Genomic DNA, 21,658 nt, shown 5'->3' with positions numbered 1-21,658 from the left:
CCCTAACTCTCTCTATGATCTCGCCGCTGTCGCCGGAGGCCGATCGCCGCTCGTCCCGGAGGTGTGATCCCGGGGCCGATGGAGCCCGATCTCACCGCCGGTGCCGGAGGGTGGTCGTCTCTGCCACTGATCGTCCGGATCCGCCGGCTACTTGCCCAGCGCCTTGCAGGTGTCCCACATGGCGCCGCTCTCGAACACGCCGTTGCAGGGGTCGAAGGTGAACACCACGAGGGTGCCGAGGAGGATCAGCAGCGCGGTGGCGAGTCCCAGCACGACGAGCAGCGTCTTGCGGACGCCGGCGTGGCCGACGTAGTCGTTGACGACCGTGCGCATGCCGTTCGCGCCGTGGATGAGGGCCAGCCACAGCATCAGCACGTCCCACCACTGCCAGAACGGGGTGGCGTACTTGCCGGAGACGAAGGCGAAGTCGAGGGCGTGGATGCCCTCGCCCAGCATGAGGTTCACGAAGAGGTGGCCGAAGATCAGCACGACGAGCACGACGCCCGACACGCGCATGTAGATCCAGCCCCACTTCTCCAGGTTCACGCCCTTGTTGCGGCGCGGCTCGGCGAGGTGCTGCGTGGTGAAGACGTCGGTGGCCATCAGTGCCCGCCTCCCACGTTCGAGAACACGTTGATCAGGTGGCGCGGCGCGAAGCCGAGCATGAGCACGGCCCACACCCCGATCACGCACCAGAACATCTGCCGCTGGTAGCGCGCGCCCTTCGACCACACGTCGACGAGGATGATCCGCAGTCCGTTCATCGCGTGGAACACGATCGCCGCGACGAGGACCGTCTCGCCGAGGCCCATGATCGGGTTCTTGTACGTGCCGAGGACGGCGTTGTACGCCTCCGGCGAGACCCGGATGAGCGACGTGTCGAGCACGTGCACCAGGAGGAAGAAGAAGATGGCGATACCGGTGATGCGATGCAGAACCCACGACCACATGCCTTCGCGACCCCGGTAGAGGGTGCCGCGCGGTGTCTTGGACGTGGTTTCCGCAGTCGAAGGTGTCAAGCGCGTGCTCGCGGACACAGTCGTCCTCCCTGATCTAAGCGGCGGATCGAGGCGCGCAGGCGTCCGATCTCCCTCATCCTATTCCTGTCAGCTCGCTGGGAGCGACGAAGGGCACCCTTAGCACGATGCGCATCGGCGATCGAGACCATGCGGATTCGCGATCGGCGGGACGCGTCCGCCACGGCCCGGCCCGCGGCGTCCGCCCGGCGCCGCTCGAGATGCGCCGGGGACGGCACCGATAGCCTGAACGCATGCGCGAGCCGATCCCCGACTTCTACGCCGTCATCCCCGCCGGAGGCATCGGGAGCCGACTGTGGCCGCTGTCCCGCGCCGATGCGCCCAAGTTCCTGCACGATCTCACCGGATCCGGGCAGTCCCTGCTGCGCGACACCTGGGACCGGATCGAGCCGCTGACCGGGCCGGACCGGATCGCCGTGGTCACGGGGCGGGCGCATCGCGCCGCGGTCGAGGGGCAGCTTCCCGGAATACACGACGGGAACGTGTTCCTGGAGTCGGAGCCGCGCGAGTCGGCGGCCGCGATCGGGCTCGCCGCGGCGATCCTGCACCGGCGCGATCCGGACGTGATCATCGGCTCCTTCAGCGCCGACCACGTCATCCGCAGCACCCGCAAGTTCGAGTTCGCCGTGCGCGACGCCGTCGAGGTGGCCCGGCAGGGATACATCGTCACGATCGGGATCACGCCGACCGAGCCGGCCGTCGGGTTCGGGTACATCAAGCAGGGCGAGGAGCTCGAGGTGGACGGGGTGCGCGAGGCCTCCCTGGTCGAGCGCTTCGTGGAGAAGCCGGATCTCGCCACCGCGAAGACCTACTACGACGACCGCAGCTACCTCTGGAACGCGGGCATGTTCATCAGCCGGGCCGACGTGCTCCTGGCCGAGCTCGAGCGCCACCAGCCCGAGCTGCACGCGGGTCTGCTCGAGCTGGCCGAGGCCTGGGACGACCGGGAGCGCCGCGGTCCGGTCGTGGACCGGGTCTGGCCCGCGCTCCCGAAGATCGCGATCGACTACGCCGTCGCGGAGCCGGCGGCCGAGAGCGGGCGCCTCGCCGTGGTGCCGGGCCATTTCGACTGGGACGACGTGGGCGACTTCGCGTCGCTGACGAAGCTCATCCTGAACGGCCGCAAGAACGACCTCGCCGTGCTGGGCCCGTCTGCGCGCGTGCTCTCGGACGCCGCGAGCGGGATCCTGGTCAGCCAGACCTCGCGGGTGATCAGCCTGGTCGGCGTGCAGGACATCGTGGTCGTCGACACCCCGGACGCGCTCCTCGTGACGACGACCGAGCACGCGCAGCGGGTGAAGGGCGTCGTGGAGTCGCTCAAGCTCAACGGCCGCGACGACGTCCTCTGACGCCCCGTCGTCGCCCGCAGATGCGCACGGAGGTGCACGAAAGCGGGGAACGCCCGATGGCACTGCTCATATGAGCACGGACGAGCGCATGTGATCTCATGTTTGTAACCATTGACTCCAGCGACACGGACGAGGATGCCCGATCTTCGTCATAGTCGGTAACTTTCAAGTGACCCGCGATGGCCGCGGGCTCGTTTTCTGGAGGCCCGAGTGACCATCTCCCTCACCAAGAAGCTGATCGGCGCGACCGTCGCGGCCGGTGTCATCGTCGCCCTGGCAGGTTGCGGTTCCGCTCCTGCCCCTGCGAGCACGAGCGGCGGGGCGAAGCCCGCGGACGCGAACTTCAAGCCCTGCCTCGTCTCCGACAGCGGCGGCTTCAACGACAAGTCCTTCAACGAGTCCGCCAAGAACGGCATCGAGAAGGCGGGCAAGGACCTCGGCGTCAAGCCGATCACGGTCGAGTCCAAGTCCGACAACGACTACGAGAACAACATCTCGTCGCTCATCAGCGGCAAGTGCACGCTGATCATCGGCGTCGGCTTCAAGCTCGACGCCGCGATCGCGAAGGCCGCGATCGCCAACCCGAAGCTCAACTTCGGCATCATCGACTCGATGGCGGACCCGGACAACACCGGCAAGCCGGCCTCGACCAACATCAAGCCCCTGCTCTTCGACACGGCTCAGGCCGCGTACCTCGGCGGCTACGCCGCGGCCGCATGGTCGGCGCAGTCCGGCGCGAACAAGGTCGGCACCTTCGGCGGCATGAAGATCCCGCCGGTGACGATCTTCATGGACGGCTACGTCGACGGCGTCAAGAAGTACAACGAGGACAAGGGCGCGAACGTCGCGGTCGTCGGCTGGGACAAGGACAAGCAGGACGGATCCTTCACCGGAGCCTTCCAGGCGAACGACGTCGCCAAGCAGACCGCGAACTCGGTTCTCGACCAGGGCGTCGACCCGATCCTCCCCGTCGGCGGTCCGATCTACCTCTCCGCGAGCGCGGCGATCAAGGACAGCGGCAAGAAGACGGTCATGCTCGGCGTCGACTCCGACCTCGCCGTGGCCGACCCGTCGGTCGCCGACCAGATCCTCGTCTCGATCATGAAGCGCATCGACGACGCCGTGTACACGACGGTGACCGAGACGGCCAAGGGCTCGTTCGACGCGACCCCGTACGTCGGCACGCTGGAGAACAACGGCGTGGGCCTGTCGTCCTTCCACGACTTCGAGAGCAAGCTCCCGAAGGGCCTGACGGACGAGCTGAAGGCGCTGCAGGAGAAGATCGTCAAGGGCGAGATCAAGGTCGACTCGCCCAGCTCCCCGAAGTAATCCCTTCGACGCGGGACGTCCCGGTCCGTCCGCCGAGCCCCAGGGCTCAGCGGACGGGCAGGGCGTCCCGCGCTCTTCTTCTTGAGTCACCCCTTCCCGGATAGGGTCAACAGTTATGAAGCTCGAGCTCCGCGGCATCACCAAACGCTTCGGATCCCTGGTCGCCAACGACCACATCGATGTGGTCGTCGAACCCGGCGAGATCCACGCCCTGCTGGGCGAGAACGGGGCCGGCAAGTCGACCCTGATGAACGTGCTCTACGGCCTCTACCAGGCCGATGAGGGCGAGATCCTGCTCGACGGGGTGCCGCAGCACTTCCGCGGCCCCGGCGACGCGATGGCCGCCGGCATCGGCATGGTGCACCAGCACTTCATGCTGATCCCGGTGTTCACGGTCGCCGAGAACGTGATGCTCGGCCACGAGCAGTCCAAGGCGCTCGGCGTGCTCGACATCGCCGCCGCGCGCGAGCACGTCCGCGAGGTCGCCTCGCGGTTCGGGTTCGAGGTCGACCCCGACGCGATCGTCGGCGACCTCCCCGTCGGCGTCCAGCAGCGCGTGGAGATCATCAAGGCGCTGAGCCGCGACGCGAAGGTCCTCGTGTTCGACGAGCCCACCGCGGTGCTCACCCCGCAGGAGACCGACGAGCTCATGGAGATCATGAAGCAGCTGCGCGACGAGGGCACGGCGATCGTGTTCATCACGCACAAGCTGCGGGAGGTGCGGGCGATCGCCGACAAGATCACGGTGATCCGTCTCGGCAAGGTCGTCGGCGAGGCCGACCCCAAGTCCTCCAACACCGAGCTCGCCTCGATGATGGTCGGCCGCGCGGTCGAGCTCACGGTGCACAAGGGCCCGCCCACCATCGGCGAGGGCGGCCTGCGCGTGAAGGATCTGCGCGTCATCGCGCCGGACGGCGTCGTCGTGGTGGACGACATCAGCTTCGAGGTGCGTCCCGGAGAGGTGCTCGCGATCGCGGGCGTGCAGGGCAACGGGCAGACCGAGCTGGCCGAGGCGATCATGGGGCTCGGGGCGCGCAGCACCGGCTCCATCTCGCTGAACGGCGTCGAGCTGATCGGGCGCAACGTGCACCAGGTGCTCGACGCGGGCGTCGGCTTCGTGCCGGAGGACCGCAACGAGGACGGCCTGGTCGGCGCCTTCTCGGTCGCCGAGAACCTCATCCTCGACCGCTCGGACGACCCGGCGTTCAGCCGGTTCGGCACCATCCTGCGGGGCGTGCTCGACACGTTCGCGAAGGAGCGCATCGCCGAGTTCGACATCCGCACGCAGGGCCCGGGCCAGGCCGCGGGATCCCTCTCCGGTGGAAACCAGCAGAAGGTGGTGATCGCGCGCGAGCTCAACCGCGACCTCAAGCTGCTGCTCGCGTCGCAGCCCACCCGCGGCGTGGACGTCGGATCCATCGAGTTCATCCACAAGCGCATCGTCGCGACGCGCGACTCCGGGATCCCGGTGATCGTGGTGTCGACCGAGCTGGACGAGGTCACCGCCCTCGCCGACCGCATCGCGGTCATGTACCGCGGCCGCATCGTCGGGATCGTCCCGGGGAACACCCCCCGCGACGTGCTCGGCCTGATGATGGCCGGCGAGAACCCGACGGAGGCAGCCGCATGAGCACCGCGACCGAACCTCAGGCTCCGGCCCCGGAGCCGCCGATGACCCGCAACATCCAGGAGATCCCGGTCTCGAACCGGGTGCTGCGGGAGATCCTGCGCGGAAGCGCGGTCACCACCGTGCTCGCGATCGTGCTGGCCCTCGTCGTGGGTGGCGTGCTGATCGCCGCCACCAGTCCCGATGTGCAGGCCGCGGCGGGATACTTCTTCGCGCGCCCCGGCGACACCCTGGGTGCGGCGTGGACGGTCGTTTCCGGCGCCTACGCGGCGCTGTTCAACGGATCCGTCATCGACTTCAGCGCCCCCGACTTCTGGTCCGCGGTGAAGCCCCTGGGCAACACGATCGGGTTCGCCGGCCCCCTCATCGCGGCCGGTCTCGGCATCGCCGTCGCCTTCCGCGTGGGACTGTTCAACATCGGCGCGCGCGGCCAGATGCTCATCGCCTGCGCGGCGGCGGCGCTGGTCACGTTCCAGCTGAACCTGCCCCCGATCATCCAGATCCCGCTCACCCTCATCGTCGGCATCGCCGCGGGTGCGCTCTGGGGCGGTCTGGTCGGACTGCTCAAGGCGCGGACCGGCGCCCACGAGGTCATCCTCACGATCATGCTCAACTACGTCGCGTTCTACCTCGTGACGTGGATGGTGCAGGTGCCGCAGCTGCTGCAGCGCCCCGGCCAGATCCAGCCGATCTCGCGGCCGACGCCGCCGAACGCCGTCCTTCCCAAGCTCCCGGGTCTCGACCTGATCGACTGGAGCTTCCCGATCGTGATCGTCGCGACGCTGTTCGTCTGGTGGCTCGTCGAGCGCTCCAGCCTCGGGTTCCGGATGCGCGCCGTGGGGGAGAACCCCAGCGCGGCACGGGCTGCGGGGATCAGCGTGCCGCGGGTCTACATCTACGCGATGCTGTTCGCCGGAGGTCTCGCGGGTCTGGCCGGAATGTTCCAGATCCAGAGCACGATCACGAGCGGGTTCGACGGCGGCATCGACGCCGGCATCGGGTTCACGGCCATCACGGTGGCGCTCCTCGGTCGCAGCCGCGCCTGGGGCACGTTCTGGGCGGGACTCCTGTTCGGCGCCCTCAAGGCCGGGTCGTTCCCGATGCAGGCCCTCCAGTCGATCCCGGTCGACATCGTGCTCGTGGTGCAGTCGCTCATCGTGCTGTTCATCGCGGCGCCCCCGCTGATCCGCACCATCTTCTTCCTGCCCAAGGACGACTCCGAGCGCTCGCAGCGCTCCAAGGCGCGGATCGCGCGCCGGGCGGGCAAGAACACCGATTCCTCCGACACGAAGGCGGCGGCAGCATGAGCACCTCCCTCACCTCCGCCCCGGCGATCGAGGCGCCGACCGTCGTCAAGGTCCGCTCGCTGAAGGTGCCGATCACCCTGCTGGCGATCGTCGTCCTCCTCGGCCTGCTCTTCCTGCTCGCGCCGCGTTACGGGACCACGACGTTCCGCCTCTCCGAGGCGAGCGCCGCGATCCATCTGGGCGACATCGGGATCCCCGCGGGTCCCGTGCTCTGGGTCACCTGGGCCCTCGCCGCGGCGCTGGGCGTTCTGGCGCTGCTCGTCGCCCTGCAGTACCGCCGGATCCCGCTGTGGCTGCCGATCGTGTACGCGGTGCTCGCGATGACCGCGTTCCTCACCTGGGCCGGCGCCGGAGCCGCCGGGGCGATCACGCTGACGGGCTTGCTCGGCGGATCGATCTCGCTCGCGGTCCCTCTCGTGTTCGGCGCCCTCGCCGGCGTCATCGGGGAGCGCGCCGGCGTCGTCAACGTCGCGATCGAGGGCCAGTTCCTGCTCGGCGCGTTCACCGCGACGATCCTCGGATCCCTCACGCACAACCCGTTCGTGGGCCTGATCGGCGCGATGTTCGGAGGCATCCTCATCTCGCTCGTGCTCGGCGCCTTCGCGATCAAGTACCTGGTCGACCAGGTCATCGTCGGCGTCGTGCTGAACGTGTTCGCCTCGGGCCTGACCGGCTTCCTGTACCAGGGCGTGCTCGCCCCGAACGCCCAGGCCCTGAACAGCCCCACCCGGTTCACGCTCATCAAGATCCCGATCCTCGGGGACATCCCGGTGATCGGCCCGGCGCTGTTCAACCAGACCTTCCTCGTCTACCTGATGTACGTGGTGGTCGCGCTCGTCGCCTGGGCGATGTACCGCACCCGCTGGGGACTCCGCGTCCGCGCCGTCGGCGAGCACCCGCACGCCGCCGACACGGTCGGCATCAAGGTCAACCCGACGCGGTTCTGGAACCTGCAGCTCGCGGGCGCGATCGCCGGCATCGGCGGCGCCTACTTCACGCTGGTCTCGGTGCCGCAGTTCACCAAGGACATGACGGCGGGCCTCGGCTTCATCGCGCTGGCCGCGGTGATCTTCGGGCGCTGGGACCCGGTGCGCGCGGCGCTCGCCGCCCTGCTGTTCGGCTTCGCGACGAACCTGCAGAACCTGCTCGTCGTGCTGCGCACGCCGATCCCCGGCGAGTTCATGCTGATGCTGCCGTACGTCGTGACGATCCTCGCGGTCGTGGGCTTCGTCGGACAGATCAAGGCGCCGGCGGCCGACGGCAAGCCCTACATCAAGTCCTAGGAGGGCTGGAGTGGACATCGACTGGGATGAGCTGCGTCGCGTCGCCGACGAGGCTCAGCAGAAGGCGTATGCGCCGTACTCGCACTACCGTGTCGGCGCCGCCGCGCTCGTCGACGACGGCCGGATCGTTTCCGGCTGCAACGTCGAGAACGCGTCCTACGGCGTGACGCTGTGCGCCGAGTGCGCGATGGTGGGCGACCTCTTCATGTCCGGCGGCGGGCGCCTGGTCGCCTTCCTCTGCGTGAACGGCGAGGGGGAGACGATCATGCCGTGCGGCCGCTGCCGGCAGCTGCTCTTCGAGCACTCCGCGCCCGGCATGCTGCTGGAGACCGTGTCCGGGATCAGGACGATCGACGAAGTGCTGCCCGACGCGTTCGGGCCGAGGGATCTGGAGAACGTGCGATGAGTGTGGAACCGTTCGACGCGGTGGACGTGATCCGCGCCAAGCGCGACGGCGGGGTCGTCCCCGAGCCGGCGCTGCGCTGGATGGTGGACGCCTACACCCGCGGCTACGTCACGGATCCGCAGATGGCCTCCTTCGCGATGGCGATCTTCCAGCGCGGCATGGAGCGCGACGAGATCCGCGTGCTCACCGACGCGATGATCGCATCGGGGGAGCGGATGAGCTTCGCGGCCCTCGGCAAGAGGACCGTCGACAAGCACTCCACCGGCGGGGTCGGCGACAAGATCACCCTGCCGCTGGCTCCGCTCGTCGCGAGCTTCGGCGTCGCGGTTCCTCAGCTGAGCGGCCGCGGTCTCGGCCACACCGGCGGCACCCTCGACAAGCTCGAGTCGATCCCCGGCTGGCGCGCCGCGCTGAGCAACGAGGAGATGTTCGCGCAGCTGCAGGGCGACGTGGGCGCGGTGATCTGCGCGGCCGGCTCCGGCCTGGCCCCCGCCGACAAGAAGCTCTACGCGCTGCGCGACGTCACCGGCACGGTCGAGGCGATCCCGCTGATCGCGTCGAGCATCATGTCGAAGAAGATCGCCGAGGGCACCGACGCGCTCGTGCTGGACGTGAAGTTCGGATCCGGTGCCTTCATGCAGGACATCGACCGCGCCCGCGAGCTCGCCCGCACCATGGTCGCGCTCGGCACCGACTCCGGCGTGTCCACGACCGCCCTGCTCACCGACATGAACGTGCCCCTGGGGCTCGCGATCGGGAACGCGAACGAGGTGCGCGAGTCGGTCGAGGTGCTCGCCGGCGGCGGCCCCGCCGACGTGCGCGAGCTCACGCTGGCCCTCGCCCGCGAGATGCTGGCGCTCAGCGGCCAGCCGGATGCGGACGTGGAGAAGGCGCTCGACGACGGGCGCGCGATGGACTCGTGGAAGGCGATGATCCGCGCGCAGGACGGCGACCCGGATGCGGCGCTCCCCGTCGCCCGCGAGACGCACACCGTCACGGCGGCCTCCGACGGCTTCATCACGCGCATGGACGCACTGCCCTTCGGCATCGGCGCCTGGCGTCTGGGAGCGGGCCGCGCCCGCGCCGAGGACGCGGTGGTGTTCGCCGCGGGCATCGACCTGCACGTGAAGCCCGGCGACGCCGTGCGCGCGGGGGATCCCGTGTTCACGCTGTCCGCCGACGACGCGGCGCGCTTCGACCGGGCGCTGGAGGCCGTGGACGGGGCATGGGAGATCGGCGCGACGCGGATCGAGCGCGCGCCCCTCGTGCGCGAGCGCATCACCGCCTAGGCTGAATCCGGGCGCGGCGTCCGCGCGGCGCCCGTGTCCGGTTCCTCTCGGAACATCTCTGACGATTCCATCGATCGACCGCTGAGGAAGGATCTGTCATGCCCATCGACGCGAACGGCGACCTGGAGGTCGAGGGCCTGTCCCTCCGGAGCCTCCCCAAGGTCTCGCTGCACGATCACCTCGACGGCGGGGTGCGTCCGGCCACGATCATCGAGCTCGCCGATGCGGCGGGCATCGAGCTGCCGCACACCGACCCGACCGGGCTCGCGATGTGGTTCCGCACCCAGGCGTCGGCCGGATCCCTGGTCGACTACCTGAAGACCTTCGACGTCTCCCTCTCGGTCATGCAGAGCGCGGAGAACCTCCGGCGCATCGCGCGCGAATTCGTCGAGGACCTGGTGCACGACGGCGTCGTGTACGGCGAGGTGCGCTGGGCGCCCGAGCTGCACCTCACGGGCGGGCTGAGCCTGCAGCAGGCGGTCGAGGCCGTGCAGGACGGCATCGACGAGGCGGAGGACGCCGCGGAGGGCCGGGGCAAGAGCATCCGGGTCGGGCAGCTGCTCTCGGCGATGCGCCAGACCGACCGCGTCCGCGAGATCGCCGAGCTCGCCGTCGCCCATCGCGACCGCGGAGTGGTCGGCTTCGACACCGCCGGTCCCGAGGCGGGCTTCCCGTCGTCGCGCTACCGGGAGACCTTCGACTACCTCGCCCGTCAGATGTTCCCCGCCACCGTGCACGCGGGCGAGGCGGCGGGGCCGGACTCGATCCGCTCCGCCCTCGTCGACGGCCGCGCCCTCCGGCTCGGCCACGGGGTGCGCATCGCGGAGGACCTGGAGATCGTGAACCGCGACGGCGAGGAGGTGCAGGTGCGCTTCGGCGATCTCGCCCGCTGGGTGCGCGACCGGGAGATCCCGCTCGAGCTGTCGCCGTCGTCGAACCTGCAGACCGGAGCGATCGCCGCCTGGGGCACCGAGTTCGCCGACCATCCGTTCGACCTGCTCTACCAGCTCGGCTTCGCGGTGACCGTGAACGTGGACAACCGCACGATGAGCGCCACCTCGCTGACGCGCGAGATGGCGCTGCTCGTGGACGCGTTCGGCTACGACCTCGAGGATCTGGAGTCCTTCCAGTTCAACGCTGCGGCCGGCGCGTTCCTGCCGGTCGAGGAGCGGGAGGAACTCGTCGAGCTGATCGCCGAGGGCTTCGATGAGTGACGCCCCCGCAGTCGGGAAGCGGCACGGGGACGGCGTGGATGCCGGCTGACTCCGGCGCGGCGACGCGCCGGCGCGGCGCGTGGCCGCCCCTGTTGCTCGCCATCGTGCTGGAGGTCAGCGCGACGCTGAGCCTGCGCGCGGTGTCGACGGGCGGATCCTGGTGGTGGCTCTGCGTGGTCGTGATCGGCTACGGCGGGTCGTTCTGGCTGCTCGGGATCGTGCTCACCCGCGGGATGCCGGTGGGCGTCGCGTACGGGATCTGGTCGGCCATCGGGGTTGCGCTCACCGCGCTCGCGGCGGCGGCGCTGTTCGCGGAGGCGCTGAGCCCGCTCTCGCTCCTGGGGCTCGGCGTGATCATCGCCGGGGTGCTGCTCGCCGAGCTCGGGACGCGGCACGTCCGGGGCGAGCGGGGGAGTGCCGGATGACCTGGCTGCTGCTGATCGGCGCGATCGCGTCGGAGGTGACGGCGACGCTGAGCCTGCGCGCCTCGGAGGGCTTCCGGCGCCGCCGGCACATCCCCGCGATCGTCCTCGGGTACCTGGCCTCCTACGTGCTGCTGGGAGCCGTGCTGGCGCTCGGGATGCCGGTCGGCATCGCCTACGCGGTCTGGGCCGCTCTCGGCGTCGCCGCCACCGCGGTGCTCGGGCGCGTGCTGTTCCACGACCGCATCTCGCTCATGACCGCGATCGGGCTCGCCGTCATCGTCGGCGGCGTGATCCTGGTGCAGGCCGGGACGCACTGACGCCGTCGCGCCGCTGGGCGCCCGGGGACGGGCGGCGTAGAGTGCGAACATGGCCATCCGCATGGAAAACGTGGGCATCGCCGTCCGCGACCTCGACGCGACCATCTCCTTCTTCACGGACCTCGGGCTCACGGTGCTCGGCCGGGACACGGTCTCGGGCGAATGGGCGGACACCGCGGTCGGACTCGACGGCAATCACGCCCGCATCGCGATGCTGCAGACCCCCGACGGACAGGGGAGGCTGGAACTCTTCGAGTACATCCATCCCGACGCGATCGAGACCTCGCCGACGCTCCCGCACGAGATCGGCATGCACCGGGTCGCCTTCGCCGTCGACGACATCGACGACGCGCTCGCGATCGCCGCGCGTCACGACTGCTTCCCGCTGCGCGGCGTCGCGAACTACGAGGACGTCTACAAGCTCTCGTACGTGCGCGGGCCGAGCGGCATCATCGTCATGTTCGCCCAGGACCTGCGCGCCAGCTGAGCCGATCCTGTCCGCTCAATCCGAGCCGACGACGTCCGGATGGGTCCGGAGGTACTCCTCGAACGCCTGCGCCGAGGTGAGCCGCGGGACATAGCCGAACCGCTCCTTGAGCCGGTCGTTGCGCAGCACGGGCCGGTAGCGGAGGAAGCGGACCTTCTCGGGGCCGTGCTCCGTGAGCCGCAGCGCGCTGCCGACCGCGAGGGCGATCGTCAGCAGCGGCGCCGGGATCGTCAGCAGCGGCTTGTGCAGCCGTCGCGCGATCTCCGGCACGGTCAGGGCGCCGTCTCCGGCGACGTTGTAGATCCCCGCGGGGCCCTCGCCGAGCGCCGCACGCACCATCGCGGCCGCCACGTCGTCGACCCAGACGAACACGAAGGGGGAGTCGGATCCGGCGATGTGCAGGATCCGCTTGCCGTCCCAGAGCGCGGTGATCTGGTTGTGCACGGTGGGGCCGAGGATCGTGCCGATCCGGAAGACCACCTGCTCGAGGGCGGGGTGGGTGCTGCGCGCCGCCGCGAGCATCTCCTCGACCATCCTCTTGTGGCGGGAGTACGGGAACTCGTCGTTGCCCCGCAACGGATCCGTCTCGACGATCCACTCCGGGTTGTCCGGGTGGTACCCGTAAGCGGCGCCCGAGCTCGAGACCACCAGGCGTCGCACCCCGGCCTCGACGCACGCGGCCAGCACGTGGGAGGAGCCCTGCACATCGACGCGGAACTCGCCCTGCACGTCGCGGCCGGGATTGACGATCGCCGCCAGGTGCACGACGGTGTCGATGCGGTGTCGTCGGAGCACGTCGGGCAGGCCGAGCGGATCCGTGACGTCCACGGGCACCGACACCACGCCGGGAACGTCTGACTCGCGCAGATCGCCGCAGAGGACCACATCGACGTCGGGGTGATCCGACAGCAGAGCGGTGACCCTGCTGCCGAGGAAGCCCGCGCCGCCCGTGACCAGCACCCGCTTCATCGGGCCTGGCCCGATCGCGCGTGACGGGAGGCGTCGGACGTGCGCGAACCGGTGCGGCGCGAGGTGTGCATGCCCCAGAGCGTAGCGACACAGAGCCCGGCGACGATGTCCCACACGCCCCACCAGCCCGCGACGACGGCCATGCCGCCGAGGCCGCCGAAGAACGTGAAGACCAGGCCGAGGCCGAGGCCGGCGTTGCGGATGCCGACCTCGAAGGTCATCGCCTTGCGCTCGCGGGTGCCGAGCCCGCCGACGACGGCGGTGCCGTACCCGATCGCGAGGGCGACCGCGTCGTGGATCGCCACGACGAGCAGGACCGATCCGATGACGCTGACGAACACCGCCCAGTTGCCGGCGAGTGCGCCCACGATGAAGCCGACGAGGGCGAGCAGGCTGAACCAGCGCACGAACGGCTGCACGCGGGCGGCGAGACGCGGCAGCCGGGCGCGCAGCAGCAGGCCGACGGCGAACGGCAGGCCGATGATGAGCAGGATCTCCCAGAGCATCTGCCACGGGTTGAGCGCGACGGCGTGCAGCAGCCGGTGCGCGGTGGGATGCACCGAGCCCCAGAAGGCGATGCTCAGCGGCATCACGACGATGTAGAGGAGGTTGCCCACCGCCGTCATCGACACCGAGAGCGCGGTGTTGCCCCCGGCACGGTGCGTGAGCACCTGCGAGATGTTGCCGGGCGGGCAGCAGGCCACGAGGATCATGCCGAGGGCCATCGACGGCGTCACCGGCAGGATCAGGGTCAGCCCGAACGTGACCGCGGGCAGCACGAGCACCTGCGCGAGGATCGCGACGACGAAGGGCTTGGGGTGCGTCAGGACGACGCGGAAGTCCTTCGGCGCGGTGTCCAGGGCGATCCCGAGCATGATGAGGCCCAGCACGGCGTTGAGGATCGTGAGCATCCCCGGCGCGAAGTGCACGACGACGTCGTCGACGTTCATGAGGCTCCGCTCACGGGCGCCGCGATGCCCTCCTTCTCGAGCCGCACCGCACGCCGGTACGCGTCCTTGTTGACGTAGTACGACATGCGGGCGAGACCGAGGTAGCGGTACCCGCCGGTGAGGTCGGGCCAGGACTGCCGGGAGACGCGCTCGCGGAACCGTCTCGCGCGCGCGGGCTCCGCCTCCTGCGCCGCGAGATACGCCGCGATCAGCTCGGCCTGCTCGTAGCGGCCCTGCCAGCCGATGCCGCTCGCCTCGATCATCCCCATCATGTACAGGCCGTTGAAGGACGGCGGGAAGACGTTCAGGAAGAGTCGCGGCGACGAGCCGGTCCAGTTCAGATGCTCGCGGTCGACGAAGGGGTAGTCGAGCGTGTAGCCGGTGGCGAGCAGGATCAGGTCGTAGTCGCCGCGGGATCCATCACGGAACCGCACGCCCGGTCCGTCGAAGCGATCGACGTCCGCGCGGATGCGCAGGTCGCCCTGGCCGAGGTGGTTGAGCACGAGCGTGTTGACGATCGGGTGCGCCTCGTAGATGCGGTAGTCGGGCTTCGGGAAGCCGAACCGCACCGGGTCGCCGGTGAACGCCCGCAGCACCCGCGAGTCGATCGCCTGCTTGATCCTGGCGGGCAGCGGGCGGCCCTGGTTCAGGGTGTCGCTGGGCCGGCCGAACAGGTAGCGCGGCACGAAGTAGTAGCCGCGGCGCACGCTCATCTCGATGCTCGCGGCGTGGTGGACGGCGTCGACGGCGATGTCGCAGCCCGAGTTGCCCGCGCCGATGATGAGCACCCGCCGGCCCGCGAGCTGCGCCGGATCCTTGTACGCGCTGGTGTGCAGGATCTCCCCGTCGAAGTCGCCGGGGAACGTCGGCACGTTCGGCTCCGCGAGCGTGCCGTTCGCGAGGATGACGCCGTCGTAGCGCTCCTCGACGGAGGTCTCGGTCCCGTCCGCGCCGCGTGCGGTCGCGCGCAGGATCCAGCCCTCGCCGTCGGGCTCCAGGCGATCCACGCGGGTGCCGAAGCGGAACCGCTCGCGCAGCCCGAAGGCGTCGGCGTAGTCGTCGAAGTAGCGCTTGAGCACGCGGTGCCCGGGATAATCCACGTCGCTGTCCATCGGGAACTCGGCGAACTCGGTGGTGGTGCGGGACGAGATGAGGTGGGCGGACGCGTACATCGTGCTGCGCGGGTTCGTGATGTCCCAGAGCCCGCCGACCTCGTGCGAGGCCTCGTACCCGGTGGCCTCGACACGGGCCTTCTGCAGTGCGCGCATGACGGCGAGACCGGAGGGGCCCGCGCCGATCACGGCAAATGACCTCGTCGTCATGCTCTCCTCATCAGATCGCGGTCGGGGCTCGCCGCGCGCGGTGCCCCGATCCTATCCGCAGGCACGGGCGGCGGCGAGGGCCACGCAGGGGCGCACGTCAGCGGCGGCGGTCGAGGCGTGCGTCCAGGCCGTTGCGGACCGCGGGCCACTCGTGCGGGAGGATCGAGTACACGACGGTGTCGCGGTAGGCGCCGTCGGCGCCGATGCGATCGTTGCGCAGGATCCCGTCGAGCCGTGCGCCGAGCCGTTCGATCGCGGCACGGGACTGCCGGTTGTGAAAGTGCGTGCAGAACTGCACGCGGATCGCGTCGCACGTCTCGAAGGCGTGGGCGAGCAGGAGCCGCTTGGCGGACGGGTTCACCGCGGTCCCGTGCACCTCGGGCGACAGCCAGGTGTAGCCGATCTCGACGGTGCGGTTGGGCTGGTCGATGTCGCAGAACGTCGTCATCCCCACCGCGCGCCCCGTGTCGAGACGGACGACGGCGAAGGGGTTCATGGATCCCTCGGCATGCAGCCCCCGCCGCCGCGCGATCTCGGCGGGAACCCCCGCGGCCGCGGGCACCGACGTGTACCAGCGGTCTTCGAGGCCGGCGGTCGCGGCGGCGAGATCCTCGGCGTGCTCGGGCGCGAGCGGTTCCAGCCGCACGAAGTCGTTCTCGAGGGTGACGGGGGCGAGGAAGTCCATGAACCGAGCGTATCGGGACGCGTGGGGCGTCCCGATACGCTCGACGGGGCTCAGAGCGCGGCCTGGCGGGCCGTGACGGCCTCGCGCACGGCCGGGAACAGCGGGTGGTCCGGGTCGAGGCCGGTGACCTCGGTGACCAGCTCCGCCGCGGAGAGCGTGCGCAGCATCCCCTGCAACCGCACGGCCTCCTCATCGGCCGGATCCGCGAACGCCAGCGCGGCGCCCATCGCCCCCACCAGCGCGGCGGTGCCGAGTCCCCTCTCGGCGGCCTCCGCGGCGGGTTCTACGAAGCGCTCGTGGCGCGACAGCTTGCGCAGCGGCTGCCGTCCCACGCGCTGCACGGTGTCGGGCAGCGCGGGGTTGCGGAACCGGTCGAGGATCTTCGCGCGGTAGTCGGCGAGGTCCTGCGGATCCAGGCCGTGGCGTACGACCAGCACCGCAGCGGTCTCGGCGAGGGCGGCGCTCACCGCGGCCTCGATGGCCGGGTCGTCGAGCGACTCCGCGATCGTCGCGTGCCCCGCCGCGGCGCCGAGGTAGGCGGCGGCGGCGTGACCCGTGTTGACCGTGAACAGCTTGCGCTCGATGTACGGCGCCAGCGCATCGACGAAACGGGCACCCGGGATCCGCGGGGGAGTGCCTCCGAACGGGGCGGCCTCGATCACCCACTCGCAGTACGGCTCCACGGTCACGTCGATGCCCGCGGAGGCCTGCGGCGCGGGGACGATGCGATCGACCGCGGTGTTGGCGAACACGGCCCTCGCGAGCAGCTGCGCGGCGCGGTCGCCCGCGGCGGCGGCGATCTCGTCCCGCAGCAGGTCGGTCGCGCCGATCGCGTTCTCGCACGCCATGATCGCGACGGGGGGCGCGTCCGGATCGCGGCGCTCGAGGCCCGCGACGATCACGGGAGCCACGAAACGGAGCACGGTCGGCCCGACCGCCGTGGTGACGACGGCGGCCGAGGCGACCGCATCGGCCGCCGCCTCGGGGTCGCGGCGGCTGTCGACCGCCCGGAATCCCGTCACCACGTGCTCGCGGCCGCCGGGCCCCGCCTCGTGCACGGTGTACTCCGGCGCCGCGTTGATGGCGTCGACGAGGTCGGAGGCGACATCGGAGAACACCAGGTCGTAGCCGGCCTCGTGCAGCAGGAGGCCGACGAACCCGCGTCCGATGTTGCCCGCGCCGAAGTGCACCGCGATGGGCATCAGTCGTTCACCGCCGAGAGCAGCGCGTACAGCTCCTCCGCGGTGGCCGCGGCGGAGAGGCGGGCGACGTCGTCCTCCTCGGAGAACGTGATCGCGATCTGCGACAGGATCTCCAGGTGCTCGTCGCCCCTGCCGGCGATGCCGATCACGAACGTGACGGGGTCGCCCGCCCAGTCGACGCCGCCGTCGTAGCGGATCACGCACAGGGCGGAGGCGAGGATCTCGTCCTTCGCCTCGTTCGTGCCGTGCGGGATCGCCAGGCCGTTGCCCATGAAGGTGGACACGGTCTGCTCGCGCCGGCGCATCGCGTCGAGGTAGGCGGGGGTCACCGCGCCGGCCTCGACGAGGAGGCCCGCCGCCTCCTGCAGCGCCTCGTCCTGCGTGACGGAGCCGGCATGGATGCGGACGCGGTCCGGGGTCAGGATGCTCATCTCGGATTCCTCTCGTGGTTCGGCTCAGGCGTCGCCGTCGCTCTGACGGCGGACCATCTCGACGACCTCGTCGTACTGGGGGGCGTTCATGAAGTTGTCCACCGACACGTGGATCGCGTCGCCGTTGCGCGCCTTCGCGCGGTCGGTGAGCTGCTGCTGCGTGACGATCAGGTCCTCCGTGCCGTCGAGGTTCGCGATCGCGCGGTTGGTGACCTCGATCCCCTCGACGCCGGCCTTCTTGATCTTGTTCCGCAGCACGCTCGCCCCCATCGCGGAGGAGCCCATCCCGGCGTCGCACGCGAAGACGATGCGCGAGATGCGCCGGTCGGTCGCGACGGGCGCCGCGGCGGAGGCGGCGCCGGCGGTCGACGCGCGCAGCGCGTCCATCGCGGCGGAGGACTTGCCCTTGTTGGCCTCGGTCTGCGCGATCGCCGCGCCGAACGTGTCGGCCTCGGCGGCGAGGTCGCGCTTGCGCGAGGCGCGCAGGATCACACCGGCGATGAGGAACGTGACGGTCGCGGCGAGCAGCACGGACAGGTACACGATCAGCAGGTTGCCGATGCCTCCGGCCGCGGGGCTGAGGGCGGCGGCGGTGACGGCGATGATGCTGCCGGGCGCGGCCGGGAAGGCCAGGCCCCCGCCGAGGATCATGTTCGTCGTGACGCCGGTCGCGCCGCCCGCGATGAGAGCGAGGACCGTCATCGGCTTGCTCAGGGCGTAGGGGAAGTAGATCTCGTGGATGCCGCCGAAGAAGTGGATGATGATGGCTCCCGGCGCGGAGGCCTTCGCCTCGCCGATGCCGAAGAAGGTGAAGGCGAGCAGCAGGCCGAGACCGGGTCCGGGGTTCGCCTCGATGAGGAACAGGATCGACTTGCCGACGTTCGTCGCCTGCTCGATGCCGAGCGGGGTGAACACGCCGTGGTTGATCGCGTTGTTCAGGAAGAGCACCTTGGCCGGCTCGACGATGATGGAGACGATGGGGAGCAGGTGGATCGACACGAGCCAGGCGACCACGGTGCCGAGCACGGCGCTGATCCCGAGCATCACGGGGCCGAATCCGAAGAATCCGACGATCGCGAGCAGCATGCCGAGGATGCCGGCCGAGAAGTTGTTCACGAGCATCTCGAAGCCGGGCCTGATCTTCCCGTCCCAGATCCGGTCCATCCACTTGGTGAGCAGACCCGCGAGCGGGCCCATGATCATCGCGCCCAGGAACATCGGGATGTCGGTGCCCACGATGACGCCCATCGTCGCGATGCTGGCGACCACGCCACCGCGCTCGCCGTACACCATGCGACCGCCGGTGTTGGCGATGAGCAGCGGGAGCAGGTACGTCACCATGGGCCCTACGAGGCCGACGTACTGCAGGAAGGTGGTGCCGTCCGGGGCCTTCGCGAGCGCGGTCATCGCGCCCTGCCAGCCGACCGCGTCGGCGTTGCCGAAGCCGCCGAGCAGGTCGGCGACCGGATGCCACTGGCCGAGCCAGCCCACCGCGATGAAGAGCATCGTGATGAAGCCCCAGGCGATGAAGGCGGCGATGTTGGGCATGATCATGCCCGAGAGGAAGGTTCCGAAGCGCTGGACCCCGACTCGGGCCCTGTTCACCCCGGAGGGGGTTGCTGACGTCGTCGTCATGGTGGTTCTCTCCTGATTTTCGGTGTGCGGTGCGGCCGCCGGGGCGGCTCTTTCGGGTGCGGAGTTGAGGGGCGGGACTATCCGGCGGCATCCAGGGCGGCCGCGCGCGCCGCCGCGGCGTCGTCCGCGTCGAGCGCGGCGGCGGCGATGCGCCGGGCGTCGTCGAGGGTGTGCGCGGCGAGGGCGTGGCGCACATCCGCCAGCGCGGCGGGCGCCATCGAGAGCGAGCCGACGCCGAGCCCGGCGAGCACGACGGCCAGCAGCGGGTCGGCGGCGGCCTCTCCGCATACGCCCACGGGCTTGCCGAGCGCGCCGCCGGCCCGCGCCACCTCGGCGACCAGGCGCAGGACCGCCGGGTGCCAGGGATCCTGGAAGGACGCGACGGATCCGAGCAGGCGGTCCGCGGCCATCGTGTACTGGGTGAGGTCGTTCGTCCCGATCGACGCGAAGTCGGCGTGCGCGAGCAGGCGCTCGGCGAGGAGCGCCGACGCGGGGACCTCGACCATGATGCCGGCCGTGCGCAGCCCGTGCTCCCGGGCGAGGGCGGTGAAGTACGCGGTCTCCTCGACCGTGGCGACCATGGGGGCCATGACCCACAGGTCCGCCTCCGTCTCCGCATCCGCCTCGGCGAGCGCGGTGAGCTGCTCGCGCAGGATGTCCTCGCTGGCCCGGAGCGCGCGCAGGCCGCGCAGCCCGAGCGCGGGGTTCTCCTCGTGCGCGTCGTTGAGGAACGGGAGGGGCTTGTCGGCGCCGGCGTCGAGCACGCGGACGACGACCTTCCTGCCGGCGAACGCGGAGAGCAGCTCCCGATACGCCTCGCGCTGCTGGGAGACGGTCGGCGCGTGCGTCGCGGACAGGAACAGGAACTCGGTGCGGAACAGGCCGACGCCCTCGGCGCCGCGGGCGACCGCGTCGGCGGCGTCGCCGGGCTTGCCGAGGTTCGCGAGCAGGGCGACCGGCGTACCGTCCGCCAGCGCGCCGGGGCTCGGCGGGGCGTCGTCGGCGGCGCGGCGTTCGGCGGCGCGCGCGGCGGCCCTCTCGAGCTCCTCCGCGGTCGGCTCCGTCGTCACCGTGCCGCTCGCGGCGTCGACGATCACGGTCTCCCCGTCGGTGAGGACCGTCGCGTCCCCGACTCCGACGAGCGCGATGATGCCCTTCTCTCGCGCCAGGATCGCGGTGTGCGAGGTCGGCCCGCCGTCGGTCGTCACGAGCGCGAGCACCTTGTCGAGGTCCAGCAGCGCGGTGTCCGCCGGCGCGAGGTCGCGCGCGACGAGCACGAACGGGTGGCCCGGGTCGGGGACGCCGGGGGCGGGGACGCCGCGGAGCCGCGCGAGCACGCGCTGCGCGATGTCGTCGAGGTCGGCGGCGCGCTCGCCGAGGTAGCCGCCGACCGCCTCGAGGGAGGCGCGGAAGCCGGCGAAGGCGTCGTGCACGGCCCACTCGGCGGTGGAACCCGCGGCGATCCGCTCCTCGACCTCGTCGGCGAGCGTCGGGTCCTCGGCGATCATGGCCTGCGCCTCGAGCACCTCCGCCGCGGCACCGTCCACGGCCCCGGCGCGCCGGGTGAGATCGGCGGCCACGTGCGAGATCGCCTCCTGCACGCGCACCCGTTCGGCAGCGGCGCCCGCCGTGCTCGGCGCCTGCTCCGGCGCCGGGAGCGCCTCCGACATTCGCTGGACGGGCCCGGTCGCGACGCCCTGGCCGATCCCGACGCCTCTGAGCGCGGCCATCAGGCGGCGCCCTCGTCGTGGTCGGTCGAGAGCAGGTCGGAGAGCAGGTCGAGGGCCGCCTCGGCGGTGTCGCCCTCGGCGGTGAGGGTCGCGTAGTCGCCCTGCTCGAGGCCGAGCGCGATGACGCCGAGGATGCTCGCGGCGTTCACGGCCTTGCCCGAGTCCTTCGCGATCGTCACGGGGATCCCGGTCTCCTTGGCGGCCTGCGCGAAGAGCTTCGCGGGGCGGGCGTGCAGCCCGTGCGAGGAGCCGATGCGGACGGTGCGGGTGAGCGCGGTCATGACGTTCCTTTCGATGCGTTCTCGTCGAGGAGGGCGACGACGAGGGCGAGCGTGCGTGTGCCCCGGAGGTCGGCGAAGGCCTCCTCCGGGAGTACCGCGATGCGGGCGCGCGGTGCGCGCGCGCCGATCTCCTCGCGTCGTCCGGCGATGTGCGGGCCCACGAGGAGCACATCGGCGAAGGGGTCGATGCGGTCCACCGAAGCGGCCGCGACCTCCCAGTCGTGGCCGTCCGCCTGTGCTGCTCTGCGCAGCCGTCCGGCGACGAAGGTGCTGGAGGCACCGGCGCCGCAGATCACCTGGATCCTCATCGATTCATCCCTTCCCGGCCATTCTTCGGAGGGAGGGGGGACCGGGGCCACCAGGATCTCTTCCGCCCCGGCGGA

23 protein-coding genes are annotated in these 21,658 nt (G+C 70.7%); 11 read left to right on the top strand and 12 right to left on the bottom strand.

Annotated elements, in window-relative coordinates:
• Positions 1-147: 147 nt before the first annotated feature.
• Together J8G10_RS00250 and sdhC are read right to left on the bottom strand one after the other, a co-directional pair.
• Positions 148-603, bottom strand: a complete 456-nt coding sequence (locus J8G10_RS00250) for a succinate dehydrogenase hydrophobic membrane anchor subunit (RefSeq protein WP_251438470.1) — start codon at positions 601-603, stop codon at positions 148-150.
• Positions 603-1,037, bottom strand: coding sequence for a succinate dehydrogenase, cytochrome b556 subunit (gene sdhC / locus J8G10_RS00245; protein ID WP_251438469.1), 435 nt, complete (start codon positions 1,035-1,037; stop codon positions 603-605). Before sdhC ends, J8G10_RS00250 begins: the two co-directional genes overlap by 1 nt.
• A 233-nt stretch (positions 1,038-1,270) precedes the next feature.
• Here sdhC and J8G10_RS00240 point away from each other — a divergent pair, with 233 nt between their 5' ends.
• From J8G10_RS00240 to J8G10_RS00190, 11 genes are all read left to right on the top strand, one after another.
• Positions 1,271-2,386 (top strand): mannose-1-phosphate guanylyltransferase, encoded by a 1,116-nt coding sequence (locus J8G10_RS00240; protein WP_251438468.1) that lies wholly within the window; start codon positions 1,271-1,273, stop codon positions 2,384-2,386.
• Positions 2,387-2,596: 210 nt separating this feature from the next.
• Positions 2,597-3,715, top strand: a complete 1,119-nt coding sequence (locus tag J8G10_RS00235) for a BMP family ABC transporter substrate-binding protein (RefSeq protein ID WP_251438467.1) — start codon at positions 2,597-2,599, stop codon at positions 3,713-3,715.
• Between the two features lie 115 nt (positions 3,716-3,830).
• Positions 3,831-5,345, top strand: a complete 1,515-nt coding sequence (locus J8G10_RS00230; protein WP_251438466.1) for an ABC transporter ATP-binding protein — start codon at positions 3,831-3,833, stop codon at positions 5,343-5,345.
• On the top strand, positions 5,342-6,649 hold the full coding sequence (locus J8G10_RS00225) for an ABC transporter permease (RefSeq protein WP_374208742.1): 1,308 nt from the start codon (positions 5,342-5,344) through the stop codon (positions 6,647-6,649). The genes J8G10_RS00230 and J8G10_RS00225 overlap by 4 nt, the downstream gene beginning before the upstream one ends.
• Entirely contained in the window at positions 6,646-7,932 is a 1,287-nt protein-coding gene (locus J8G10_RS00220; RefSeq protein WP_251438465.1) for an ABC transporter permease, read from the top strand. The genes J8G10_RS00225 and J8G10_RS00220 overlap by 4 nt, the downstream gene beginning before the upstream one ends.
• Before the next feature lie 10 nt (positions 7,933-7,942).
• Positions 7,943-8,338 (top strand): cytidine deaminase, encoded by a 396-nt coding sequence (locus J8G10_RS00215; protein WP_251438464.1) that lies wholly within the window; start codon positions 7,943-7,945, stop codon positions 8,336-8,338.
• A complete protein-coding gene (locus J8G10_RS00210; RefSeq protein ID WP_251438463.1) occupies positions 8,335-9,627 on the top strand; it encodes a thymidine phosphorylase in 1,293 nt (430 codons plus the stop codon). Before J8G10_RS00215 ends, J8G10_RS00210 begins: the two co-directional genes overlap by 4 nt.
• A 98-nt stretch (positions 9,628-9,725) precedes the next feature.
• Complete coding sequence (locus J8G10_RS00205; protein ID WP_251438462.1) at positions 9,726-10,841, top strand: adenosine deaminase; 1,116 nt, start codon at positions 9,726-9,728, stop codon at positions 10,839-10,841.
• 38 nt (positions 10,842-10,879) lie between these two features.
• Positions 10,880-11,266, top strand: coding sequence for a multidrug efflux SMR transporter (locus tag J8G10_RS00200; RefSeq protein WP_251438461.1), 387 nt, complete (start codon positions 10,880-10,882; stop codon positions 11,264-11,266).
• Positions 11,263-11,583, top strand: a complete 321-nt coding sequence (locus J8G10_RS00195; protein ID WP_251438460.1) for a multidrug efflux SMR transporter — start codon at positions 11,263-11,265, stop codon at positions 11,581-11,583. Before J8G10_RS00200 ends, J8G10_RS00195 begins: the two co-directional genes overlap by 4 nt.
• Positions 11,584-11,632: 49 nt before the next feature.
• Complete coding sequence (locus J8G10_RS00190) at positions 11,633-12,070, top strand: VOC family protein (protein ID WP_251438459.1); 438 nt, start codon at positions 11,633-11,635, stop codon at positions 12,068-12,070.
• Between the two features lie 15 nt (positions 12,071-12,085).
• Here the strand turns inward: J8G10_RS00190 and J8G10_RS00185 are convergent, their stop codons facing one another.
• From J8G10_RS00185 to J8G10_RS00140, 10 genes are all read right to left on the bottom strand, one after another.
• The gene (locus J8G10_RS00185) at positions 12,086-13,039 is read right to left on the bottom strand and encodes an SDR family oxidoreductase (protein ID WP_251438458.1); all 954 of its coding nucleotides are present in this window, start codon (positions 13,037-13,039) and stop codon (positions 12,086-12,088) included.
• Positions 13,036-13,989 carry a bile acid:sodium symporter family protein gene (locus tag J8G10_RS00180; RefSeq protein ID WP_251438457.1) on the bottom strand — a complete coding sequence of 318 codons (954 nt, stop codon included), beginning with the start codon at positions 13,987-13,989 and terminating at the stop codon, positions 13,036-13,038. Before J8G10_RS00180 ends, J8G10_RS00185 begins: the two co-directional genes overlap by 4 nt.
• On the bottom strand, positions 13,986-15,311 hold the full coding sequence (locus J8G10_RS00175) for an NAD(P)/FAD-dependent oxidoreductase (protein ID WP_251438456.1): 1,326 nt from the start codon (positions 15,309-15,311) through the stop codon (positions 13,986-13,988). Before J8G10_RS00175 ends, J8G10_RS00180 begins: the two co-directional genes overlap by 4 nt.
• 97 nt (positions 15,312-15,408) lie before the next feature.
• A complete protein-coding gene (locus J8G10_RS00170) occupies positions 15,409-15,996 on the bottom strand; it encodes a GNAT family N-acetyltransferase (protein ID WP_251438455.1) in 588 nt (195 codons plus the stop codon).
• A gap of 50 nt (positions 15,997-16,046) precedes the next feature.
• On the bottom strand, positions 16,047-17,198 hold the full coding sequence (locus J8G10_RS00165) for a mannitol-1-phosphate 5-dehydrogenase (RefSeq protein ID WP_251438454.1): 1,152 nt from the start codon (positions 17,196-17,198) through the stop codon (positions 16,047-16,049).
• On the bottom strand, positions 17,198-17,629 hold the full coding sequence (locus J8G10_RS00160; RefSeq protein WP_251438453.1) for a PTS sugar transporter subunit IIA: 432 nt from the start codon (positions 17,627-17,629) through the stop codon (positions 17,198-17,200). The genes J8G10_RS00165 and J8G10_RS00160 overlap by 1 nt, the downstream gene beginning before the upstream one ends.
• 24 nt (positions 17,630-17,653) lie before the next feature.
• Complete coding sequence (locus J8G10_RS00155; RefSeq protein ID WP_251438452.1) at positions 17,654-19,264, bottom strand: PTS mannitol transporter subunit IICB; 1,611 nt, start codon at positions 19,262-19,264, stop codon at positions 17,654-17,656.
• 77 nt (positions 19,265-19,341) lie between these two features.
• Positions 19,342-20,994, bottom strand: coding sequence for a phosphoenolpyruvate--protein phosphotransferase (ptsP, locus tag J8G10_RS00150; RefSeq protein ID WP_251438451.1), 1,653 nt, complete (start codon positions 20,992-20,994; stop codon positions 19,342-19,344).
• The gene (locus J8G10_RS00145; protein WP_251438450.1) at positions 20,994-21,275 is read right to left on the bottom strand and encodes an HPr family phosphocarrier protein; all 282 of its coding nucleotides are present in this window, start codon (positions 21,273-21,275) and stop codon (positions 20,994-20,996) included. The genes ptsP and J8G10_RS00145 overlap by 1 nt, the downstream gene beginning before the upstream one ends.
• Positions 21,272-21,583 (bottom strand): PTS sugar transporter subunit IIB, encoded by a 312-nt coding sequence (locus J8G10_RS00140; protein WP_251438449.1) that lies wholly within the window; start codon positions 21,581-21,583, stop codon positions 21,272-21,274. The genes J8G10_RS00145 and J8G10_RS00140 overlap by 4 nt, the downstream gene beginning before the upstream one ends.
• Positions 21,584-21,658: the final 75 nt, after the last annotated feature.

Source organism: Microbacterium sp. USTB-Y, from assembly GCF_023703415.1.
Lineage (GTDB): Bacteria > Actinomycetota > Actinomycetes > Actinomycetales > Microbacteriaceae > Microbacterium.
The sequence above is the reverse complement of the archived record's forward strand: the minus strand, read 5'-3'. Positions and strand labels throughout refer to the sequence as shown.